This is a genomic window from Colwellia sp. 6_MG-2023, assembly GCF_030547765.1.
In the GTDB taxonomy this organism is placed as follows: domain Bacteria; phylum Pseudomonadota; class Gammaproteobacteria; order Enterobacterales; family Alteromonadaceae; genus Colwellia.
Genome location: NZ_JAUOPP010000009.1, coordinates 19,719 through 44,553, shown reverse-complemented (window position 1 = coordinate 44,553; position 24,835 = coordinate 19,719). Strand labels below are relative to the sequence as shown.

General features: G+C 36.0%; 12 protein-coding genes and 3 pseudogenes. 1 reads left to right on the top strand and 14 read right to left on the bottom strand.

What is annotated here, in order from left to right; all coding sequences use genetic code 11:
* Positions 1-475 precede the first annotated feature (475 nt).
* The 6 genes and pseudogenes from Q4503_RS07600 to Q4503_RS07575 form a co-directional block, all read right to left on the bottom strand.
* Positions 476-1,640, bottom strand: a protein-coding gene (locus Q4503_RS07600) for an IS3 family transposase (RefSeq protein ID WP_303601878.1) whose coding sequence is annotated in 2 segments (ribosomal slippage) — positions 476-1,354 and positions 1,356-1,640 — 1,164 coding nt in all. Because the reading frame shifts where the segments join, the coding sequence is not laid out codon by codon here.
* 158 nt (positions 1,641-1,798) lie between these two features.
* Positions 1,799-2,634, bottom strand: a pseudogene (locus Q4503_RS07595) (helix-turn-helix domain-containing protein); the annotation flags it as partial.
* A 36-nt stretch (positions 2,635-2,670) separates the two neighbouring features.
* Positions 2,671-4,932, bottom strand: coding sequence for a right-handed parallel beta-helix repeat-containing protein (locus Q4503_RS07590; RefSeq protein WP_303601877.1), 2,262 nt, complete (start codon positions 4,930-4,932; stop codon positions 2,671-2,673).
* A gap of 27 nt (positions 4,933-4,959) precedes the next feature.
* Positions 4,960-6,873 (bottom strand): alpha-L-fucosidase, encoded by a 1,914-nt coding sequence (locus tag Q4503_RS07585; protein ID WP_303601876.1) that lies wholly within the window; start codon positions 6,871-6,873, stop codon positions 4,960-4,962.
* 17 nt (positions 6,874-6,890) lie between these two features.
* On the bottom strand, positions 6,891-7,679 hold the full coding sequence (locus Q4503_RS07580) for an SGNH/GDSL hydrolase family protein (RefSeq protein WP_303601875.1): 789 nt from the start codon (positions 7,677-7,679) through the stop codon (positions 6,891-6,893).
* 88 nt (positions 7,680-7,767) lie between these two features.
* Entirely contained in the window at positions 7,768-9,246 is a 1,479-nt protein-coding gene (locus Q4503_RS07575; RefSeq protein WP_303601874.1) for a sulfatase-like hydrolase/transferase, read from the bottom strand.
* A 646-nt stretch (positions 9,247-9,892) separates the two neighbouring features.
* Between Q4503_RS07575 and Q4503_RS07570 the strand changes: the two are divergent.
* Positions 9,893-10,392, top strand: a pseudogene (locus Q4503_RS07570) (transposase); the annotation flags it as partial.
* A gap of 75 nt (positions 10,393-10,467) precedes the next feature.
* Here Q4503_RS07570 and Q4503_RS07565 read toward each other — a convergent pair.
* The 8 genes and pseudogenes from Q4503_RS07565 to Q4503_RS07530 form a co-directional block, all read right to left on the bottom strand.
* A pseudogene (locus Q4503_RS07565) lies at positions 10,468-11,014 on the bottom strand (transposase); the annotation flags it as partial.
* 104 nt (positions 11,015-11,118) lie between these two features.
* Positions 11,119-13,488 (bottom strand): PDZ domain-containing protein, encoded by a 2,370-nt coding sequence (locus tag Q4503_RS07560; RefSeq protein ID WP_303601873.1) that lies wholly within the window; start codon positions 13,486-13,488, stop codon positions 11,119-11,121.
* Positions 13,489-13,567: 79 nt separating this feature from the next.
* On the bottom strand, positions 13,568-14,956 hold the full coding sequence (locus Q4503_RS07555) for a sulfatase (protein WP_303601872.1): 1,389 nt from the start codon (positions 14,954-14,956) through the stop codon (positions 13,568-13,570).
* 18 nt (positions 14,957-14,974) lie between these two features.
* Positions 14,975-16,525 (bottom strand): arylsulfatase, encoded by a 1,551-nt coding sequence (locus Q4503_RS07550; protein ID WP_303601871.1) that lies wholly within the window; start codon positions 16,523-16,525, stop codon positions 14,975-14,977.
* A gap of 133 nt (positions 16,526-16,658) precedes the next feature.
* Positions 16,659-17,228 (bottom strand): PEP-CTERM sorting domain-containing protein, encoded by a 570-nt coding sequence (locus Q4503_RS07545; RefSeq protein ID WP_303601870.1) that lies wholly within the window; start codon positions 17,226-17,228, stop codon positions 16,659-16,661.
* 92 nt (positions 17,229-17,320) lie between these two features.
* Entirely contained in the window at positions 17,321-19,744 is a 2,424-nt protein-coding gene (locus Q4503_RS07540; RefSeq protein WP_303601869.1) for a putative Ig domain-containing protein, read from the bottom strand.
* Positions 19,745-20,242: 498 nt separating this feature from the next.
* On the bottom strand, positions 20,243-21,013 hold the full coding sequence (locus tag Q4503_RS07535; RefSeq protein ID WP_303601868.1) for a ThuA domain-containing protein: 771 nt from the start codon (positions 21,011-21,013) through the stop codon (positions 20,243-20,245).
* A gap of 142 nt (positions 21,014-21,155) precedes the next feature.
* Positions 21,156-24,059: a TonB-dependent receptor gene (locus Q4503_RS07530; protein WP_303601867.1), complete on the bottom strand. Its 2,904-nt coding sequence runs from the start codon at positions 24,057-24,059 to the stop codon at positions 21,156-21,158.
* Between the last annotated feature and the right edge of the window lie 776 nt (positions 24,060-24,835).

Sequence of the window (24,835 nt, the reverse complement as noted above, 5' to 3'; positions counted from 1 at the left end):
TCTGACCTCTTTATTACGAAGTGAATTTCTGATACTTAAAAAATAATAATAAGATAATAACCGCTATGACTTATCAAGGTCAATGATTTTATGTATTTTTAAATATAAAAACACAACATGTATTTCATATAATGAAAAGTACTACTTATTTAATACTAATATTAATAAAGAATTTAATACTAATATTAATAAAGAACTGACTTAGTATGTATAAAAACATATCAATGAAAACTATTATTACAGTTGTAGGTTTAATGCTATTTGATAATTGAGCTTAGAATAGTGGTTTTTAGCTGCTTATTGGTTTATCTGCTTAGTGTTAAACTAGCTTTTTCAACTCCAATAAATTTTCCATTAAGTAGAGTTTTTAGGGGGGCGTCCACAACACTTTTTACCTTGATGAATTATTTCATTGTTATAGTAATCTATTCATTCGTGTAGATTTTCCATTTCCTACATAGCTAAGTTGTTGTGGTCAACTAATTCCGGACAGTGAATTAAGTTTTTCTTCAGCTACAGCTGGGGCAACCATTTGATTATGGCTATGTGGCCTGCGCCAGTTATAATGATTCATCAAATAATTGCTAATATCTTTTTCAGCCTCTTGGTAATTACTATAACCCAATGAGGGAACCCATTCTGTTTTTAAACTTCTAAATAGGCGCTCCATCGGCGCATTATCCCAACAATTACCTCGGCGGCTCATACTTTGTTTTATTCGGTAACGCCATAGCCTCTGCTGAAACCTCTTTGCGCCGTATTGGCTTCCTTGCTCTGAGTGAAACATCAATTCAGATGGCTTGCCTCGTTGCTCGTAGGCTCTGTCTAATGCTTTAATAACCAATTCAGTATCAGGCTTATCTGACAATGCCCAACCAACTACGCGACGAGCAAACAAGTCGATAATAACAGCCAGATAAGACCATTTATTACCCGTCCAAATATAGGTAATATCCCCACACCAAACTTGGTTTGGGCTATCAACGTCAAACTCACGATTAAGTATGTTTGGAATGTCTGGCCGCTCCACAGTCGCCAACTTATATGAATGAGGTCCAGGTTGTTTACATACCAACTCCATGTCGCGCATAATACGGCGCACCTTAAACACACCTGTCGGTAAGTCAACGTCATTCAGCATCGCTACTAACGTGCGGCTACCTGCTGACTCACGACTGAGTAAAAATAACTCATTAATCGTTGATCTAAGTTGCACCTCTTCAAGCTTTATCGATGTTACACGCTTTTTAAAATCATAAAAGCTCGAACGTAGAACATCAAAGACGCTACAGAGCATTTCCACAGACTCATGCTCACTTAATTGGTCTATCACCGAATATTGTTCATCTCGTCTGACCCTTTGAATTCACCATAGCCTTTTTTAGAATTGTTTTTTCTCTTTCAAGTCGATTAACTTTAGCTTCAAGTTCCTTAATTCTCTGCTGCTCAGGGGTAAGCGCTTTGGAGTTTGGTGTTGTGCCACCACGCTCTTCTTGTAATTGCCTAACCCAACGTCGAAGGGCTGTTTCTCCGACTTCTAGTGAACGAGCAGCTTCTGGAAATGAGTATCCATCATCAAGGACTAATTTTGCTGAATCAAATTGAAACTCTTGAGAAAAAGAGCGACGTTGTTTTGTCATAGAACACCTCTGTTTGAGTGGTAATAATACCACCTAAATTAGTGTCCGGTTTTATTGAATCACAACAGATCGTAGAGCGGACACTTAGTTCAATTTAGTTTGTTCTTATCCCGAGCTAAGGTTAAGTAAATTTTTCTAAATGTTATTCAGTAAAACTAGTTTAATATAGTTTTATGAAATAGTTCACAGATAGCATTCATTTGTGGTGATATCGTTTTGGTTTTCGTGTATCAATATCATTAATCGCCAGAAATAACAGATAACAATAGTGTTATACTCTACCACAACATTCAGTTCCTCTGTCGGTTGAAGTATTTAATATTAGTAACTCGTGAGCTTCAAAATAAGGCAGAACTTTATCATTAAACATATAGCTGTACTGATGTTTAGGTCAAATAGAGCTTAGTAATGGCTATTTTTCTGTATGTATCAACAAAAACCTGTTAGCAAATACGAACAACGTATTTTAAATTACCAACATAGAATCTATCTTGCGAACAGAGATAATCAATGTGGGTTGTCTTAATCCCACCGAAAGCTTCACCATCATGCTTATTCTTTTCCAAGGTTACGACGGGTACGTCACTTGAAATTCTTTCTTTACCGGCAACCTTATTTTCAATAGCTTTAAGACATTTTTTAAAGTTTTCTAGATTATGACGTAACCAAATTGAACCAACATCGCTACCTGAAAAAATACACATAGCCAAAGTAGTTCATTCCGTATTCTGTGTTGAACGTACACTGACTGTTCGATTGCGTAAGCTATTACGGCTATTCTTTTTCTTCATCACCCCGATTTTTAATATTTGGATCACGATTATTATTTTCAATTAATGCATCAATAACGCCTTCTTCGATAAATTCTTGATAACGATAAAAGTATCTCGTAATACACCCGTGACTTACAAACTATTGAGACGTTATTGATTTTTTCACCTAAGTTTTATAAACCAGCTTTGTATTTAATGACTGGATTGTTAGTATGCAACATGAAAGTTGCCTTTTTTAAGTTTTGATTAAAAGTCAGCTAAATCACTAACCCTATATTAGTCATATCAATTGGTTTAAAACCCAATTTCAATGCTGGTGAATTGGAATTCAAACGTAAGTCCCCATTGTTCACATCAACAAAAAGAGGGTTTGTTGCTAAGCTGTTTAAATCAACACCATCCGCTTGCTGCTTAATTAGGAAGTCTTGACCTAACTTTTCATTAACCGAGCAATAATAGATATTATTCTCTGTATCAGCATCTTTTGAGTTAGCCGGCGCACGTCCTCTTCTGTCTTGCGTTTTTTCACCATTCATTTTTTGTTCATTGATAAAGTCACATTCTGCAGTAGAGTACATGATATTATTTTTTAAACTGCCGCCTGTCATCGGGCCTTCACGAAGTGAAAAGAAAGTAACGGGCATGGGCTTACCATTATGATTGGCCTTCAAAATATCAACAATGATGTTATTTTCAGCGCGGTTATTTAGCTTTAATTTTATCCCTTGGCTTCGACATTTATAAATAACATTTTCACTGATTAAGGTATCCATTTGGCCTCCATCAGTACGGATAGCAGCCTGCATAGCCGTATCACCCAGCATATTATGGATATAGTTACGACGAATAACATTGCCAGCCCCTGCGCCTCGAATATAAATAGCATTACCGTCAGCTAATTTTTCCATTACGTGATGAAGTTCATTATTTTCAAGGACATTATTAACACTATGAAGATAAGGACGTACTTCCTCTAAAGTATATTGCCTCCCTTTAGCTTTTGGTATTTCATTTCTGCGGACAGTTCGGCATAACTCTCTACCTTTGGGATTTTTATCAAAGAAGTGGGTCATAAAGCCAGAAATAGTCAGGGCAATATAATCAAGATTATGAATTAAGTTATTGGCAACACGGTTTTCACCACTTTGCCAAAGCAGCACACCTTGCGAGTGGTTATAAATTTCACCAATATGATGGATATGGTTGTTATAAACCACATTATGATGACTAACATTTTTTATACCCGGTCCATAACCTGCGATCAATACACCAGCACCACCTAATTTTTCAATATGGTTATTGTTGATTTGATTATATTGTCCATGCAAATCAACACGAATAGCACCGCTACTACTATCGGTAAAATGACAATGCTCAACCGTACAATATTCAGTACCTCTAAAGCGTACTAAAGCACTTGCTCTATCATGAAAATCCCAATCATGTTGTAGCCCTTTATCATCTTTTTCGACGGTCCAACGTTTACCATGTTTAAACGTAAGGCCATTAAAACGTAGATTTTTAACAGGAATATCTTTTAGCCCCGTTTCATCTATATCACCTTCAACTCGGAATAATTCGATCAATTCAGGAGTAACAATATTGGCATTAAGGTCGGCTGCTTGTGCATTGTTTCGAGGCCATAAATACACTTTACCGGCCTTGGTATCAACTACCCAATTACCTGGTTCATTGAGTTCTTCAATAACATTTTCAATCCACGCATTTTCTGTTGTCGGTAAAAAATGTAACTTATTCATAGCGTAGGTTGAGTCTTGTGTAGTCGTCGCCGTTCGTTTGCTTTTGTTCATCGATTTAACCGGGAGAATATTAACAATCCAAGCATGATGCGGGCGAACTATTACCTCAGCATCATTTGGGTTTACCCAATCAATAAACATTTTTTCAGGGAAACTAATAAGATTTTTCTTACCTTTTTTCTTCGTAACAAACCCATCGGTACGGGTACGAGGCAATCGGCCTATTTCATCATATAAAGTCGTAAAACCATCTTTAATACTTGCTTGCCACACCTGGCCTTTTGCATTAGCAGGTAAACCTGGAGTATTACTCGGTGCTTTTTCCCAACCGGTAATATGACGACCTGAACTGAAAACAGGTTTTTCACCAGGGAAAGCAGCATAAGTGATAGTAAAATTATCGGCTGCCGAATCTTCAACTCCAAAAGTGACTGTTTCATCTAGCTGGTACATACCTCCACGAATAAGTACAACTATATTTTTATTAGGCTGTTTTTTCTTAAGTTCTCGAACCGCATCACGCGCACGCTTTACTGAAGCGAAAGGACCAGTTTTACTATTTGCTCTATGTTCAGCTGTAGTGCCCGTGAAGTCATCATTACCATCAACCGCGACATAAAAGTCAGCTTCCTTCGAGGTCCAACCACCTTTACCCGTAAGCCCTTTTGCAAAACTGATTAAAGGTACACTAAAAGCCGCAACGGCTAAGCCAGAGCCTAATAACTTTAAAAAATGACGTCGTTCTATATTGTTATACATTAGATTATTTCCAATACGTTAAATAATTTACTTAGAAAAAGGCGTTAAATGAATGGCTTTTAAATTTATACCGCCGCCAACAACCTTACCTTTAGGGCTGATTTTAATCGATTGTTTACCCGAATTAAGGTTCACAACCCCTACTTCATTGGTACGATAGCGATATAACGATCTGCCTTTAGGTTGACGTGCTGAATCTTTGCGCTCACCTGTATCGAGTGCTTGTATCATGATTTCATCGTCTTCAAATGAAACTTTCCATTCACTAAAGTCAACAATTTCATCAGCAGAATACTCAACTTCTAAAAAGTACTTGCCCTCTTCAGCCACATCAACTTGCCAAACACCTTCACCGTTATCTTGCCAATTTAATAAGTTGTTAGCATAATTCCAATCACCAAACTTTTGCATCCAGCGAATTTCGGTATTTTTACAACCATTACAAGTTGCAAACGCAGAGTTAAGTGTCGTTCTTATATTAGGGTCGATACCAGGAGTATCATCAACTTTTGGCTCGCCATCTAGTTCAACAACAATAACCGGTACTAAGGTATCAGGTTTATCTTCTGGTAAAGTAAAGCTTGTCCAGCCATTTGGTTGTTTATTCACAGTGACTAAACCTTCATCATCACCAAATAATCCTTCAATAAAGCCAGGTTCTTCACGACTTAATAAACGAGCAGAAACAATATTGTTCGCTAAACCAGACAATTGAATTTCATCATTTTCAGGCCAATCAAAAACATGTAAATAAAGCTTATTACCTTTTACCGTAATATCACCCCATGCTTGTGCGCGGCCCCAAGGTGAACCTTTTGCGCCATAAATTGTTTCACCGTAAGTTTTAAGCCAGTCACCAGCACTAAGTAATCCACTTGCTGCCATTTCAGGAATAACACCTTTTCCTGTTGGACCAACATTCAACATATAATTACCACCACGAGCTACAGTAGAAGTTAGGCGGTGAATTATTTCAGTGCCTGACTTCCAGTTTTTATCATACCAAGCATCCCCCCAGCTATTATTGGTAGTATCAATGGTTTCCCAAAGTCCCGGGTGATTTACTTGTGAAAGACTATGATCTCCAAGTGTTGAAAAGTCCCCCACACCATTACCAATACGACTGTTGATCATAGCTTTGGGTTGTAGATCTCGCACTAAGTTTACTAATTGCATTGACTGTGATTTAGTCATACCGCCTGGCGTATCAAACCATACCGTTTTAATGTCACCATATTCAGTTAATAATTCGGTAACTTGTGGCACAACTTTATCGTTGAAATAGGCGGTAAAATCGCCTTTTTGTTCTTCACTTGTCCAATGCAGACCAGCACCACCTTGTTCATACCAATCTTGCATTTGTGAATAATAAAAGCCTAAGCCAATACCAGCTTCGGCACACGCTTTTGCTAACTCTTTTAGTGGATCAATTTTATAAGGCGTTGCATCTTCAATATCATATTCACTACTCTTAGAGTGATACATAGCAAAACCTTCGTGATGCTTTGCTGTGATAACAATGTTCTTCATGCCAGCGTCAACCGCAAGTTGAACCCAAGCTTTAGCATCAAATGCAATTGGATTAAACTGATCGGCAAGCTGTTTATAATCTTCAACCGAAATATCAGCGACTCTGTTAGACATTAACCATTCAGAAATACCGTAGTAAGTTTTCCCTTTCCATTCACCTGCAGGAATAGAGAATAAGCCCCAATGGATAAACATGGAATATTTATCTTGTGCAAACCAATCACCACGGTCTTCGTTTGCATGTTTAGCTTGATCTAAACCGCTTTCTCCCCAGAGTTCATCCATCGATAACGATTTATCATCAGTGTTTTTTGTAGTACTTTCTGCTGCATATGTCGGCGTCGAAATAACTGCTGAAGCCAGCAACAAATTGACAAACACGGTAGTTATTTTATTTTTATGAAATTTCATGAGTATTCCTAAACGATTTAATTAAATATTTTTTGTGAAAGGATAACGCTAGACACTTGATTTGCTTGAGCCTTCGTTCCTTTGTTGTTGTAATGAACATCACCAGGTTTTGCCCACCAGTTAGTATGGTTAGGCTTAGTCAATTGGTATAAATCATTGATCTGTACTTCTGGGAAGTTTTTCAACACACTTAACGCTGCAGTGTTGTATTTTATAGCATCACCAGCAAACCGACCTTTTTCCCCTTCAGGCACAGGTGTAGTAGTGGCAAAAATTAATGTTGCTTCTGGCGCTAGTTTTTTAAGATAAATAATAATATTGCGAAGATTGGTTTTATATTCGTCAATTGAAGCGGTTAATTTGCCATTAGCTTTATCAAGCTTGCCAGCTTTAACGTATTTAAGATCATGAAGACCAACATTAAAGTGAATAACATCCCAATTAAATGTCCAGCGGTCTTGCAGTGCGACGTTTTGCATCGTTGAATGCATTTTGTCCATTTTGGCAATAAATCCACCTGAATCTGAACCATTACGATATAAACGATAAACGTTTGCTCTATTTTCGATGTTTTCACGTACCTGCTTGGTATAGTGAATAGAAATCGAGTCACCATATATCAATACATTAGGCAAAGAAGGGTTATTTTTAATAAATTTAAATTCAGGTCTGCTAATAAATTTTCCTCCTACTAATTTCCCCCAAGCCTCTTTGGCTGTATTCTCTTCAACTTTAATTTCGTCACTTGCTTTTACGTAAGAATTCGTGAATAACAAGCTAACAAGTATAATAAATATCTTTTTCATAACTATTTCTCTTTGGTTACTATCAATAAACTAAATACAAAAAAAGCTCGCATTGATAGATGATTCACAATGTAAGCGATAACAAAACTTATGCCTTATTTTTACTTTCTTTGTTTTTCTTGTTTTTTTTAGCACGGCTAGGAGATATCGCATTAGCTCGAGGCTGATCAGGTAATGTTGCTTTCCAAGCTAACGCTAATGCTTTCATAGATTTGACCTTTTCGGGATAAAGCTCTGAAATATCTCTTGTTTCACTTCGATCTTGCATCACATTGTATAATTCAACGTTATTATTATTTTGATGAACAAAGAGTTTCCACGGACCATCTCTTACGGCTAGCATCGGCTTTTGACCTGACTCTTTACCATAACGCCATTCCCAAAACATCGGTTTTTCACGCTGAATTGTACCACCCGTCAGTAATGACAATACACTTTGTCCATCAGACTTATAGTCTTTCGGCAATGTTGCTCCTGCAGCTTCTGCAAAAGTTGGTAATAAATCAACCGCTGTAACAATAGTTACTGTGTCTGTACGCCCTGCCGGTACTGCTGCTGGCCATCGGACTAAAAAAGGTACACGCAAGCCACCTTCATAAGTGTCTCGTTTACCACCACGAAGTCCTGCAGAAGAGCCTGTGCTGTAATATTTACCGTAGGGATAAGTACCTTGCATGATGTTTAATTTACCATCACCATGTTTTTTTTCATCGGTTGTGCCTGTATGTTCAGGGCCATTATCACTAGAGAAAACCACTAACGTATTTTCGGTTAACTTTAAATTATCTAAAGCTTTTAACACTTTACCAATACGTTGATCTGCACCATCCACTACAGCAGCATAAATACGATCTTGTTCATTTAAATGCTGATATTTGGCTAGTGACTCTTCGCTTGGGTCATGTGGTGTATGTGTTTCATGGATCCATAAATTGATGAAAAATGGCACATCTTTATTTCTTTCCATAAAATCAATAGCATCATCATAAAGTCTTGCAAATGTTGTTTGTGGCCCGTTACCATTAAATACTTTAGCTTCATCGTATCCATATTCAGTTGGTATTGGTGCACCACCAATGTTACCTAAATGCCATTTGCCAAAATGCGCCGTTTTATAACCCGCTGATTTCATTACTTTAGCCATGTTGACTTCTTCAGGGTCTAACCAATCAGCCATTGAAAAATTTTGATGATGGTCAAATCCTGATAAGTGACGATGGATGCTGCTTCTTGACGGATATAAGCCAGTAATAGCCGCCGCTCGGCTTGGTGAACAAACAGGGTTAGATACTGAAAACTGATAAAATTCTGAGCCTTCTTCTGCCAACCTATCAATGTTAGGCGTACGAATATCTGGGTGACCATGTTTACTGATATCTCCCCAGCCAAAATCATCGGCAAAGATAAAAATAATATTTGGCTTGGTGGGGATGGTTCTAGCCACTTTAGGCACTTTATTTTCAGTTGTGTGCTCAGTAAAATTGTCTTTTGCGAATATATTCACACTGATTAACGATACAATCGCAATCGATAATGTCGCTATTACTTTTTTTCTAATAAAATTCATTTACAAATTCCTTCGAAATATCTGTTATTAAATCATCTACGCTTGATAAAAATAAAACACCATTATTGGATTTTTTAAATATAAATCGATCCCCATACAATTAATATATTAGATAACAAGGGAATCATCAATGTATATTTACATACAATATAACCGCAAGATGAGTTTTATAATATTAACTCAACCAAACTTTACTCAACTTTACACTCACATTACAAAACATTCAAAACAGAAAAAACCCTATTAAAACTAAGATAAAAGCACTAAAGCAAAGTTGACCTCCATAAAGCACCAACATTAACTTTATTGTACCCAATATTTAACAAACAACAAGAACTGCATTTTTACATTTAAAATTACATAAGATCATAATAGGAAGTTAAAAAAGAATTTAAGATGCGCTAATGTAATCAACCTCAGATCGAGTTAAGTCTTAACCATAGCATTTCTCTCTACATCATTAATATTAAGGTTGTACTTATTTTCTTTAAGTGCCTCGTCCTGATATGTGTTTACATATTTAGGACTTATTATGAAGAACTCACTCCCGATTAATGGTAAACGAACAACGAGATTTATCACTAGACTTTAAATTACAGATTGTTGCCGCGGTAGAAAAGGCGACATGACCTATAAACAAGCACAAGAGCAGGTGTTTGTCGGTGACATTACTTAATGTGAAATCTGCTCAAAACGTACATTATTTATCATTAGTCACAGATGCTTATAGCCGCAAAATCATGGGGTATGAACTCAGTGATGAGGTGAAAGCAACGGATGTCGTTAAAGCACTCGATATGACGATGAAATAATCGTCAGCATGAGTACAGTGCTATTCATCACTAGGATAGAGGGTTGCAATATTGCTAAGAGGTATACCAAGACAAATTAGTTTTAAATAATATAATCCCTTCAATGACTGATGGTTATGATTGTTATCAAAATGCACTAGCAGAGCGCACCAATGGTATATTGAAGCAAGAGTTTCTTTTATATAAATGTCAAAACATGAATGAATTAAAGTAACTCGTGGAAGAATCAATATTGATATACAATAAAATGAGACCGCATTTAAGTTTAGGTCTAAAAACACCACCCCAAGTGCACAAAAAAGACCAGAAGCAAAAGCTACTCGCCTTCCATTAAAATCGTCAGTGTATTTCAGGACGAGACAGTTAATTTTTTACTGATATAACCTTTGTCAGCATACAACTTCTTTTAAGCTTTTTAGCTAATACAGGTTTTGTGTCGTGAATATTGCCTGTCGTTAATTTAGCATCAACTATTTCACCTTTAAAGTTCGTGACTAAAGTGGAGTTTGAACCCATAAACCAACCCATTATTCCTTTGCCGCGTGCGGCTATACTGTCAAATGTTTTGTGTCTAAGTATTCTTAAGTTATGACATACTTTAATGCTTGTAGAATCAATAAATTCAATACCTGTCGATTCACCTTTTAGTATCGAAAAATAGCTAGATAGTCGCACTATAGCCTTAGGCATCACTTCTAAAAATCGAGTGTAACTCAATAAGCTTGGAAAATGAGAGCGATAAAATTTAGCGATATTACCTTTATAATAATTCTAAAAGTCGTAATGAGTAGAGGTATGAAAAGCAAATAAGGATAGTGATAACCTCACTCATCGCTATACGGCAGGGGGCGATTTCGTTTAATATTACCATCTGCAATTAATTGTTTTTCCCATTGAAGGATAAATACGCGACAAAAATCATCGATATCACAGAATATTTCAACTAATTTGTTCATGCCCGCTCCTTATTATCTTTCTGTTTTTTTCTTGGTCAAAAGATCGGGTCGTGGAGCGGGCACTTAGTTCAATTTAGTTTGTTCTTATCCCGAGCTGAGGTTAGTTAATCTTCATTATGGGTATTAATGGTTAATGTTTTCATTGATTGATTTCTTGAAATGGTGAGTTTCATTTTTTTACGCCATTTTCCCGTTTGATACGCTTTTAATAAATCTTGTGCGGTAGTTATTTTTTCTTTGCCGTAAATAGTAAATATAACATCGTTAGCTTTTATTCCTTCTCTCTCCATTACGCTTCCTTTTGTTACAGACAGCACCATAACACCTGATATTTCTGGTATACCTAAAGCAGACTGCTCCCCTAGAGTTTCTACCGATTTTACTTTTGCACCTAAAAAGTTATATACCTTTGATGTATCACTGGCTGAGTTTTCTAAAAATAAGTCTGGAAATTTAGGTGTTTCGGCTAATTGTTTTAACGATGGGCTTACTACGCCAAAGTTGTCCATAGGAAAGTTTATAAAGCCTACCATTAATGCTTTAGAGTTTTCTGAAACTCGATAGTCACCCACTTTGGGATTTATGAACATAGGCTCTCCATAAGTTGAGTGTTCGTCTAAACCCAATGTGTGTGCTTTTTCTAAAGCACCTTGAGTGGTAAAGAAGTTATAGTCTATTTCGCTGCCCCAATGATAACTCGAAACAGGTTGATAGCTTACTAGCACAATATTGTGTTTAACTACGTCTTCGCTGTTTTCAAACCATACGTGTGGGTGCAACGAGTTATTGATCATTATGTTATTGTAGGCGTAGCGTCTATAACCTTCTCGTAGCTTTAATCCACCTGCTAACATTACATTATTGTATATGTCGTAATTTGATGAACCATCGTCAAGATCTATGTCCCAACCGTAGTCACTTTGAAATCGGTTATTTCGAATAGTTACCGTAGCAATAGCATCTCTTTTATGAAGCATTGGATGTAATTTATATATTTGTTCCATTTTAGCGCGCTTAGGATGCCAAAATCTGTCTCGTCCCCAGGAGTTAAATGCGCCATGATCGCCTGTTTCTAATACGGTATGAAACACGTCGTTAAATTCTATTAAATGACCGCCCCACGTTCCTTCGCTAACATTAATACCTGCGCGCGGTACTCTGTAAATTGAGTTATGGCTAACGGTAATAGATTTGGACATTGATATTTGTACCCCAGCGACTTGTTTTTCAACACGTCCTATATCGTGAATAAGGTTATTATGAACAGTTGAATTTACTGGATATAAGTTGTTTTTAGGCCCGTCACCAAAATCCATTTCGTCTAATGTTATAAAGTCGTTGTAGTTAAAGCTTGGGGATCTTACGGCTGAAGGGTCGCCAACAAAATTAACGGCTCCTGCGCCTATTTTCGATATGTGATTGCTGTCTATTTCAATATTTTTAGCAAAACGATTAACTGAAACGGCATTGCCACCTAAGTTAACTAAGGTATTACCTTTAACTAAAACATCTTGAGCGTTTTCAATAGTTATTGCCCCACCTCTGTATATAGTCCAGTCGCTTCTCAATAAAGGTTCGCGAGTTTGCATAAAGGTTTGCTTGGTATGGCTAAAGGTTATGTTTTGTATTTTTATGTTTTGTACCGGCTTTTGTTCAGTACCAATAATATCGATTAGGTGATCTAACTGAGGAACTTCGATGGTTTTGATTTGGTTGATAGTTAATTTATCAGGGTAAAAATACAGAGTTTGTGTTTTAGGTTCGAAAAACCATTCTTTAGGAGCGTCTAATTCTTCAAATACGTTTTCTACAAAACGATATTTAGCATGTAATGGCGATGGTCTATTGTTTTGAAAGCCACCCTCTAGGTCCCAATTTCCATCAGATAACTTACCAATAATTTGGTAGTGCATTCCGCCCCATTTACCTTTATGTAAAGCGTGTACATATGCACCTATAGGGTTGTTCCAATGTTTTGTTCGCTCTAGTGATATCGCGTCTGCAGCATAACCGTTAAATACTTTATTGCCCGTTTGATAATTTGGGTATCTTGCTCTTACTTGTTGCTCGCCTGCTATGAAGAGTTGATCAACATTTTTTATATTCAACTTAGCTTTATAAATATGTTCGTTATGCTTTTCCCAGATAAGTGTAAGCCTAGTAGCGCCACTAATCATTGTTTGGCCTAATTCTGACCCCACAATCGACAGCTTATTGCTACTCAAATTAGTAAGCTTTAACGTATTTTCTAAATAATAAGTACCAGGTGATAATCTAATTTCAACGTTATTACCCACATTTACAAGTTGCTGAGCCTGAGCAATGATATTGAATAGGTCATCGCTTTCAGTGCTTTTAACATAAAGTACTTTTTCAGTATTGACGTTAAATTCAGTAATACCAGAACACGACACTATGCTTATACTAACCACTGTCAAAACAGATATAAGTAATAACTTTGTAATTTTTAACATTAGTACTCTCTTAATATTTATTTTTGTTTCTATTCTTTTTATTTAGGTAATTTTTTTTAACTTTTAGAGCAATAAACAATTAGTAAATATATTTACTGTCTTTACCTAGCTCGCCTTTTACTTTGTCTTCCCACCAATGACGAGGTCCTTCGGCTGAGACATTTTGCCAAGTTTTAATTAATAAGCTTTTCATGGATTTTAATTTTTTGGGCATAGTAGCTGCTAGATCATGTGCTTCATTAGCATCTGTTACTACATTAAATAACATAAACTTAGTTAACGTTTCGTCTGCGACAATCTTCCAATCTCCATCACGTACTGCTACTCGACTTTCAGCAGGAGAAACATGTGTACGCCAAAACAGCGGGATTATTCGAGTAAGCTCTTTACCTTGGATTACAGGTAATAGGTTAACGCCATCGATAGTGCGATCTTGTGGAACGTTTAAATGCCCTATACTTAAAAGCGTTGTAAATATATCTGTACCTATAACGGGAATATTACTTTGAGTGTTAGCTGTAATATAACCCGGCCAACGCATTATAAAAGGAACACGAATACCTCCTTCAAAATCGTCTCTTTTATTTCCTCTTAAACCACCGGTATTTCCACCAAATCGTTCAACAGGACCATTATCAGACGTAAACACAACTAAGGTGTTATCAGCTACCCCTTGAGACTCAAGGGTTTTCATTATTTCACCAAGTGCAAAATCCATTTGCGTAACATTGCCAAAATATGCTTTATTTTTTGCAGTTTCATTTGGATAAAGTTCAGAAAACTTTATATCGGTTTTAATAGGTGCATGCGGTTCATGAAACCAAACAGACATTAAGAATGGTTTAGTAGGATCTCGCTTTGTATTTAGCCAACTAATCGCTTCATCTGCTACTAAAGGCGCTGAATAACCTTCTAATTTGCCAACAGGTTTGCCATTACGGACAAAATTAATTGGGTTTCTATGGTTAGGAAATGCATTATTTTGTGTGGCAAACCAATAGTCGTAACCATGATCATCAGGGTGCGGAAATTTTTCATTTTTAAATTGATTGCGTGACAATAAATGCCATTTACCAAAATGACCTGTTTCATAACCTGCTTCTTGAAAAAGTTTTGGGTAAGTAATTTCACTTTTCCGTAAATGTGCTGGAGCAGGATCAGCACCAGAAAGATGACGCCAAACGCCGTTTCTATATGGAGTTCTCCCTGTTAAAATAGCTGAACGCGAAGGTGAACAAACGCCCGCAGCTGAATAACCTTGAGTAAATTTAACACCTTGCTTAGCAAGTTTATCTAAGTTGGGCGTTTTAATAACTTTATTGCCATAAGTTGAAGAGTCTCCCCACCCCATGTCATCAGCAACAATAACGATAATATTAGGTTTCTCTGTTTTAGTACCTTCTTGAGCCACGCTAAAAAAAGGTACTAATAATAAAATTAAGCTAGTTATAATTAATTTGTTTTTCATTTTAGTTTTGCTCAAAATTTAAAGGTTAGGCTTCCAGTTTGGAATGCCCTTTTCTTTTAATTGCTTATTATATTTAAGTGTAAATGGTTGGTTCTCTGCCGTTATTTCAGGTAGTTGTTCGTTAACCAAGTATTGTTTGGTTGAATCCCACCAGCTGTTATAAGCAACCGTTAATTCTTTAATAACTTCTGGATACTGTTTAGCAAGATTTATAGTTTCTGCAGGGTCTTTATTTATATCTGATAAGAAATATTCCACTTCACCTTTATTTAAAGTGTATACAAGTCGCCATTGCTCCGTACGAACAGCTCCATTGTTAAATTTATTTTCTTCACGGGTCATTTTGTTTTTGCGATTGTCGTCCCATCTTCCTTTATGAACATATAGCTTACGATCTGGCCAGGTCGTTTTTTCATTTTCGAGTAACGGTACTAAAGATCGACCTGTTGGTGGTAATTTGCTTTTAGGCATTTTTGCACCCGCTAAATCACTGAATGTTTTATAAAGGTCGATATGGCCTACTAATGATTCAACATCAACATTCTCTTGTAGAACACCTTCCCAATACCAAAATGAAGGTACATGAGTTCCGCCTTCCCAAGGGGTATTTTTACGTCCTTTCATACCGGCATTATATGGCATAATTTTCTCTTCACCTTTTTTAATAGGTGCCATGCTCATACCGTTATCTGTCATGAATATAATTAAGGTATTTTTAAGTGCACCCCATTTTTTAAGGGTTTTCATCATGTCGCCAAGATTATCATCTATGTTTTCAACCATTCCGTAGCGTGCGGCGGTTGACTTGTCTAAGCCTTGTTCAAGAAATCTTCGCTTATAGCTATCTGGCGCATACATTGGACCATGCGGAGCATTTAAAGATACGTAAGCAAAGTATGGTTGTTCGGCATCAATTTGTTGTTTGATCCAAGCTAAACTTGCATCAAAAAATACGTCGGTACAAAATCCTTGGGTTTTTACAATGGTGTCGTTATGTAAAAGTACGTTGTCAAAATATGGGTTATTTAGGTTAGGTTTAAAATCTCCATATTGATATTGCCCAATACCACCACCACCTAACATCAGTACTTCATCAAAACCTCTGTTTTGTGGGAGGAATTCATCTTCGTCACCTAAATGCCATTTACCAAATAAAGCTGTTTTATAGCCTGATCTTTGTAACACTTGCGGAAAAGTAACAACGTCTAACGCCATTCGTTCGCGTTGTAAAATGGTATGGCTCACTCCAACCTCTAAAGGATGACGACCACTCATAATAGCAGCACGCGACGGAGCACATGTTGGACTTACTTGAAAATCATTAAAACGAACTGAATTCTTAGCAAATGAATCTATGTTTGGTGTTTTTACTATAGGGTTCCCTGTTCCTGATAAATCCCCCATTCCTTGATCATCTGTTAATACAAAAATAATATTTGGACGACTATTAGAAAGAGAAGTATCGTTTGCTTGAGCTTTAGAAAAACAACAAAATACAACTAAAGCGAAAAACAATACATTGGTGAACGAGAAACACTGATTAACACTATTTTTTGCTGAGTTGTACATAATAAGAATTTTCCTATACATTTTTACTTTAGCTGTTTAAAAACAAGAGCTAATTAGAAACACATTATGTAAAAAGCACCCATTTTATTTATTGTTAAATAAAATGGGTGCTTTTTTTTAACACTTAATTAAATTACTGTTTTATTCTTCTTGCTACAGCTATACCGAAAGCGCCTAACATCATCAATACAAGTGAAGATGGTTCAGGAACAGTTACATTAAATGAACCGCCAATGCTGCCATCTACAAAATCATCATTGATGAAATCATAAATAAATGCACCACCGCCATTTGCTGCAAATTCCCCGTATGCTGAAATATTTTCAGCACCTTCAGACAGTGCAGTAAAGTGAAGTGTAGCTATTTGTACATTGTCTCCAGCAGGTAAAAACTCAAATGGGTCAGCTAAGCCTCCAACTTCATTAAAATTATCTGCAATTAACCACATTGGAACAGTAAAACCTTCAAAACTTAAATGAGTAAACGTGTTTTCGAAATCAAAACCAAATGTAGTAAGTTCAGTTCCGTCAGCTATATCTAAAAACACATCTACATCGAAAGACTCACCCACAGCAACACCATCAACTGCACTAAACTCAAGTTCGTAATCTGCCATTAACGCCGCAGAAGCAAAACTTGACTGCAATACAAATACAAGTCCTGCAAGCATAGAAAACCAACGTTTATTATTAGAATTTTTCATCATTATTACCTTTGTATTATTCTGTAAGAATATTTTATTAAAATTATTTTTTAAGGCTTATTGAATAATAAGCAACTCAATAAGCCAGTCTATTATTGGTTTCTATATAAACTAAACCATTGATTGTAATCAGAACGAGTAATGACACCATCGTTATCTAAATCTGCACCAGCAACATAAGTATCGTCTCCCACTTCGCTACCCATTGCGGATCTAAATACGGCTATATCAGTTAGATCTAATACACCATCACAATCAAAATCACCTACAACAACTTCTGACTCATCTACGAAATAAGACACAGTAATGTTATTAACCGACCATTTATTTTTAGTTTGGTCGTTAGCTGTTCCAACCGCTAATACAAGATCTGTTATGGCTCCCTCACTACCGTAGGTAACGCTATATTGAGTTGGGTTATCCGCCATTTTTGCACCATCTTCATCATTAACAACACCATTAGAGGTTACTAAAGTACGGTCATGAGTAGACTGGCCATTTACAATTTCAACATAATTAAAGGATAAGTCAGTTATGTTGCTAATATCTGAACAACTGCCATTCCCATTAAAGTTAATAATACGAAGATTACTAATTGACTCGATAGATTCAGCATCGCTACCTTTGAATAGTTTATCTGCACCAACTCCCCAGCTTGTAGCGGTTGAACTACCACTTGAGTCACCACTTTGAATACTAGATCCTGCAGTAGGTGTAACATCAACGGCAATTTGAAAAGTTGTACTGCCAGCTGTTTGTACATCAGATCTTAGAGTGGCAACCGTATTAATACCGTAATCAGTTTCTGGTGTTGCAAAAATTGATGCTAATATCGGCTCTGCTGGCCCTTCAGGTTCTACAGGAATGATAGGCTCAACATATTCTGTCACGGTTAAATTAAACACACGTTCTCTGGTACCTGATTCATCTGCGGCTTGTATAATAAACTCATACGATGTTTCGGTAGTTTCAGTCGTTGTACCTTGTAACAACCATGTGCCTGGGTTTGATACATCTTGAATCAGTTGTAGCCAAGAAGGAGTTCCTTGAGGTAATAAAGTTAAGGTAACGTCATCACCTTCTGGATCCCAGAAATCTTTATCTTCTACTAAAGCATGTGAGTATGCTTCTTCATAAAAAGCATCCGTTAATTCAGTATGAGCGCGAGCCCAATTTGGGGCGCCAGGTTCTTGCAATTGTGCTAAATGAGCATCCATTTCGTTTAATTGTGCTAATGCGCCATCAGTACCTATTAATCTTTCATTATCATTGCTCGATTTACCAACTAATGGTAGACCCCAGCTGATAGCTCCACCGCCTTGTGCTGCCTCTAAGTTCCAAAGATTAAACTCTTCATTGGTCAATGCTAGCGTATTACCTCCATTCCAACTAGTTGTACTCATTGGTGGATCAAAATGACCAATCACTTTATCGTCAAATTCCCAATCGTGTGCATCAGTAGCTGCAGCGACAGAACCAGAATGAACATTACCGTTAGTTGCAGTTATTTTTTGAATGTGTGCGTAGTTACGAGCATACAAGCCATTTTCATGGTTTCCGATAACTCGACCACCGTTATAAGGATGCCCAAACATATAGTCGTCGTAATGTGTAGCTTCCGAGAATGGATTTAGCTCTTCAGTATCTCTTTCAGGGCTATTATTAAACGATACAAGAGCATTTGGATTACCTGCTTGAGAAGCTTTAGCAAAAGCACCATAAAGGGTTTGATCTTCTATTATACCGTTAGTAGCACTATCACCGTTGTTATACATAAAAGAACCAGAATCAAATAACCAACCATCAATTAAATCACCGTAGCGCTCTGAGTACACTTTAAGCACAAATTCAGCATAGGCGAACATGTATTTACGATTTGGGTAAGTTTCAGAAGCATCAACGTATGTTTGTGTTTCAGTGTCCCAAGTTCCAGTATGGTATGGCTGGCTGTTAATAAACGCTTGTGCTTGTGGATCAGTATCAACCCATGCCTTCCAGCGCTCTGTAATATTAGGAATGTAAGCCGGATTAGGTGTAGATTCACTGCGTTGTAACATATTTGAACTGTTAACATACACTTGCGTTTTCATCCCTGCAGCTCTAACTTTTTTCAGCATTTTTAAGAAAGGGTCTACATTGGCTGACGCACGAGGAACTACTAGGTTAATAGGGTTACCAGTCGCATCGGTATCGCCTTGCCAAAAACTTTCTAATAATTCATGCGGCGCAATATGTACTGATGATTTGATAGACGATTCACCTAAATGAACCTGAATATAATCAATGGTTTTAAGATGGCTAATTTGCTCTAAGAAATTGTCAATTTCAAGACCTTCACTTCTGCCATTATACATTTCAACTGGCTTCCAGTTGATCCCCCACGATCCCCTTAACCAATCTCCACGAGATTCAACATTATCTGAAGTTTCTTCTATTACAATATCGTCTACAGCTATAGCACTAGTTGCTAACATACATGCTGCTGCTATTGATGTTATTTTAAAACCTGTTTTCATTAATCTTCCCCTTTATTATACAACTTATTATTGAGGCTAAACTTTCAATCCAAGTCGCCCTTATTGTGTTTTTGTATATAATAATCCACACAGTAGATTATCAACTAATTATAAGCAATTCAACACTGATCAACATAAATACAACAAAACAAAAGGAAACAAATAATAAACAATTAAAAAACAATTAAAAAACAATTAAAAAACAAAGCCTTAAATAAAAGATAATACAATTAAAGATATAATAAAACACACACGCATAAATGATTTTTAAATATAAGAAAACACAGAGTTAATTAATTGAAAAACAACCTAAATTATAAGTAATTACGTCTAAGTTGAGAGACTGTTATCTGTAAATAATAGAGTTTTTTTATGAATAAGTGAGAACTTATCCGGAAATGATATTTGTGAGGTGACGTTAAAAGAAGAGAGTACAAATATTGCTAATTTGTACTCAGTAATGTTTAATAAAAATTAACAACTCTTCAAATAATTTTACTATTTAATTAGCCCTTTTCCCGTTGCCGTCCAATAAATACCGCCATATAAGTGCTCTAAAAACAAGGTGTTGCTATAATGTTCATTCATATGGCCTAAGCCAGTATAGAAAGATCGACCACCATCATAGTTGTGATACCAAGCAACAGGATGAAAACTCCCCATTCCATTGTAGGTTTTTCCTTTTCTTACTACTTTTGCATCATACGTGCCTTCATCTACTGATAATAGGTAGCTTAAATTGTCTACATAAGCATCACTATATTGGTACCATTCTTCAGTCCAGAGGAATTGGTCTGGCATACGAGCTAAACCAGGAAACTTTCTGTTATTAACCTTAAGTACGGCCGTTTGTATTTTTGGGTGAATAACAAAACTTCGCCCTATAAGCTTTTGATACCATGGCCATTCATATTCAGTGTCTGATGCACTGTGAATACCAACAAAGCCTTTACCCGACTGTATAAATCTCTCTAATGCAGCTTGTTGGTCCTGGTTAAGGATATCCCCAGTGGTAGATAGAAAGATAACAACATCAAATTTCTTTAACTGTTTGTCTGTTATACGATCTGCATTAGTTTGCCATTGAAGGTCAAAATAATGTTCTTTTGCCATTTTTTGTAAAGCTGTTACTCCTGCATTAATCGACTCGTGATGCCAACCACTAGTTTTAGTAAAAACTAACGCTTTAAATTGTTCTGCATTAACTGTTTGTATACTTGCCAACAGGATACAAATGATATTAAAAAGCCTTAAAGTAAATTTTTTCATTCGTTTCTCTCATTAATTAAGCAAACCACCCTTTATAGATTTATTTAATATTAATGGCCGTTACTCTTACCATAAAATAAAAAACAGAGCTTAATAGGCTCTGTTTTAATATTTAACATCTAAACTTTATAAAAAATAAAAATTAAAGTTTATATGTAACACCTAATCTAAAGTTACGTCCGTTATGACCTAAGACATAAGTCCTCCACTCAGGCGCATTGCCATCTAAAGCGTTACCTTCACTAAATAATCCATTAGCTTCATCTTCTTGCAAACGAGTAACAAAACTACGGTCATATGTATCAGTTAAGTTAGTAGCTGAAAAGTTAAACGAAAGATTTTTATTTACTTTATAGCTTGTTGAGAAATCGACTGTTGCACGATCATCAGTCCAAATTGCACCATCATAATCATTTGGTGAATCAAGACGTTTAGAACGATAGTTATACGCTAAACGAACAGACAATCCTTCATTTTCCCAGTATAAGCTGCTGTTAAATGTATGCTTTGATGTATTTCTCATCGGAAAGCCTTCTAACAACTCAGCAGTTTCAGACTCTTGAGTTGGATCTACATAATTAGCTTCACTATCTGTATAAGTATAGTTAGTTGTTATGCCTGTATACTTTAACCATCCAGGTAAAAACACGAAGTCTTGTTGATAAATAGTTTCTACACCATAGCTCTTACCGCCTTCACCATTAACAGGTGTGGTAGTCGCAATTTCATCGGCTATTTGCCCACAATGTAAGTCTCTATATTGTTGCTGATCTTCTGGAAATATACTTGCTTCAGGACAAGAATGTAATACACCTTCAATTTTATCATAAGCTAATGACTGGAAATCTTTATAGAAAAAAGCTGTTGAGATCATACCTGTTTCATCAAAATACCATTCCCATGAAAAATCATAAGTAATAGCCTCAACAGGCTCTAAATTAGGATTTCCGCCGACAGCTGTAGGTTCATTAGTACCATTTCGAGACATAATTAGGTAACCGGGTACTAAGTCAGACGCTTTAGGTCTTGCCATAACTTTGGCAACACTAAAACGTAATAGCATATCTTCAGTCAATGTATATCGAGAATTAAAGCTTGGTAATACATTGTTATATTCTATATCACCAAAAGTGCTGTCATCGATATTAAAAGCACCAGCGTTAAAAGCCCCGATTAAATTACCGTCAGCATCTTCGCCGCCTACAGGATCATAATTGGTAAAATTATAACCTGCTCTACCTTTTGCATTAGCTTTTGTTTTAACTACACGTACACCAAAATCACCAAGTAACCTACCACCAAAAAATTCAAAATCTGCCATTACATAACCAGCATACGATTCAAATGTAGTCGTTTCAGGTGCTTCATCCTCAAAAGGAATAATTGATTCAGGATCTGGTAAGAATGAACCATAAATTGCATCAAAATCAGGAACTGGCCAGCCATTACTTTCTGTACCAATAACTCGTGTTAAAAAGTCATCAACAGGAAATTCTAAAGCATAATCGGTTAATGTAATAGTATTAAGACTCACTCCATCAGCATTTATGCCATCACCAACTGCTTGATAAATAACTGAGTTATTGGTTTTTTCTCGATCGACAACCTTAACACCCATAGCAACATTAACAATAGGACCAAAATCAACATCACCTTCTAAATCTACTTGAAAACTGTAAGCATCGTCTGTGTTATCACGTGTTAAGTAAGTTACTGCCGATGGGCGTAAATTATCTGTAGTAAGGTAACCACGTTCTTCGTCTCCAAATGAAAAGTTTGGTGACAATAAAATGTTACCATTTTCATCAATCCATGATAATTCTCCAGCTTCAGTTCTAGCATTAGAATTAAAAATTATACGGCGGTTATTAATTGGATTATATGATGTTGAACCACTCCAACCTAACTTAGCATCTATCGTCCAAGCTCCATCTGCAAAGACTTGTTGATAATTCAATCCAAGAGTAGTTGTTGAACTTTCATTGGGTTGTTCATATGTTACCGAGTTAGATCTAGAGGCTGATGAGCCTGAAACCACAGCACTGTGTGCTTCTTCATCAATAACTGCATACTCCCTAGTATTAAGAATACGGTTATTATATTGAAGTTTAGTTTTATCTTTCTCTGAATGCGTTGCATCAAGCCAAATAGTGGTATCGTCATCAAAGCTATACTGAAAAGATGCTGAAGCACTAAGACGTTCTGTTTCTATTAAAGATAAATTTCTCTCATTACCTAAAGGTTCAAAAGAGCGAGTATTCCCATCAGGGTCTAATATTTCACCTGTTTGCAAGCTAGTTGCATCAGCTATATTACGATATTCCCAGCGATAATTAGTTAATCTGTCCTGACGAGTATTGGTTTTATCGTAATTAAGAGAGCCCGTCATCCCAAAATTATCACTAAAGTTTTTACCAAAAGACAAACCAAATTGAAGATCTGTTTCATCTGATAAATCGTTATATTTTGTTTTAGCCGAAAATATTGTTTTTGGTTCTTTAATATCTAGTGGTTTCCAAGTATTTAACTTAACTGTACCACCTAAGCTACCTTCATCGTGATTTGCGCTTGGGGTTTTTATAACTTCAATTGACTTCAACATATCAGCTGACATGCTAGAAAAATCAATTTCGTTATCATCACCACTGTTTGTCATCGTCACGCCATTCATCTGAACATTGTTAAGACCACCTTCTACACCACGGATTGTGATACTGGTGCCTTCACCATCCACTCGGTCAATACCTATACCAGTAATACGTTGCATTGCTTCAGCTATATTTGCATCTGGCATTTTACCAATATCTTCGGCGAAAATACTATCTGAAACATTTTTACCAAAACGTTTGTTATTTAATTGTTTAGTGGTACTTGATCTAAAACCACTTACCTCAATAACTTCAATTTCTTGTGTTTTATCCGCATCAGTCTCTGCTACTTTTTCCACTGCGTATGCTGTTTGATTCGCAGTAAAAATAAGTGGTATTAGTGCAATAGACACACCTAATGAAAGCTTGTTTTTTACTAAGCTTTTACTTTTATTCATTATATTCCCCTAACCGACTTTACTAATATGATTGATTTAATTATATATAATATACAGTATTGATATTGGTTTTATATGTATACTTACATATAATATGCACCATTGAAGGGTGATTGTCTATAAAAAGATAAATAATTCTGACAAACATTATAACCAAACAAAAAATCACTATAAAACAGTATATTGATAAATAATCCATTATAATAATATAGAAAATAATAAATAAATAATTGTTAATATAGTAGTTAAAATCATTATAATAGAAATTATTTTGAATAATCACACAACAAACAAAGAAACCATCACATGTATAAATAACTATAAAAACATTTTTATTATCTTGAAATTAACTTACCTCATGATATGTATTCTGCTCTCTTTGATGTTTGAATTTATCACTTTATTGAAGCTTAATTTTGAATAGAGATATATGTATAACTTAAAACCAATAAACATGATTAAAAATCGCCTTAAATATTCTACAGATTTAGTTGACCATTACAGTTATTACTGTAATCTTTTAGAAAAAAAAGGTGTGTTGCTAATTCAAGCAGCTTTAGGTAGTTCGCAAGGCAATAAAGTTTACCTAGCTACAGCGTGCTTAGATAATGATCAAACAATAGCCTGACAAGATTATAGCCTTTGATATCAATTATATAAAAGCCAATAAATTTTTAATTACTTAGCAACAACTTTTTAAACTTTATAGGTTGTAGCTACCAACATAGTATTTTTGTTTACATATAATCTAATTTTAACAGTCAATAATTTCAAGT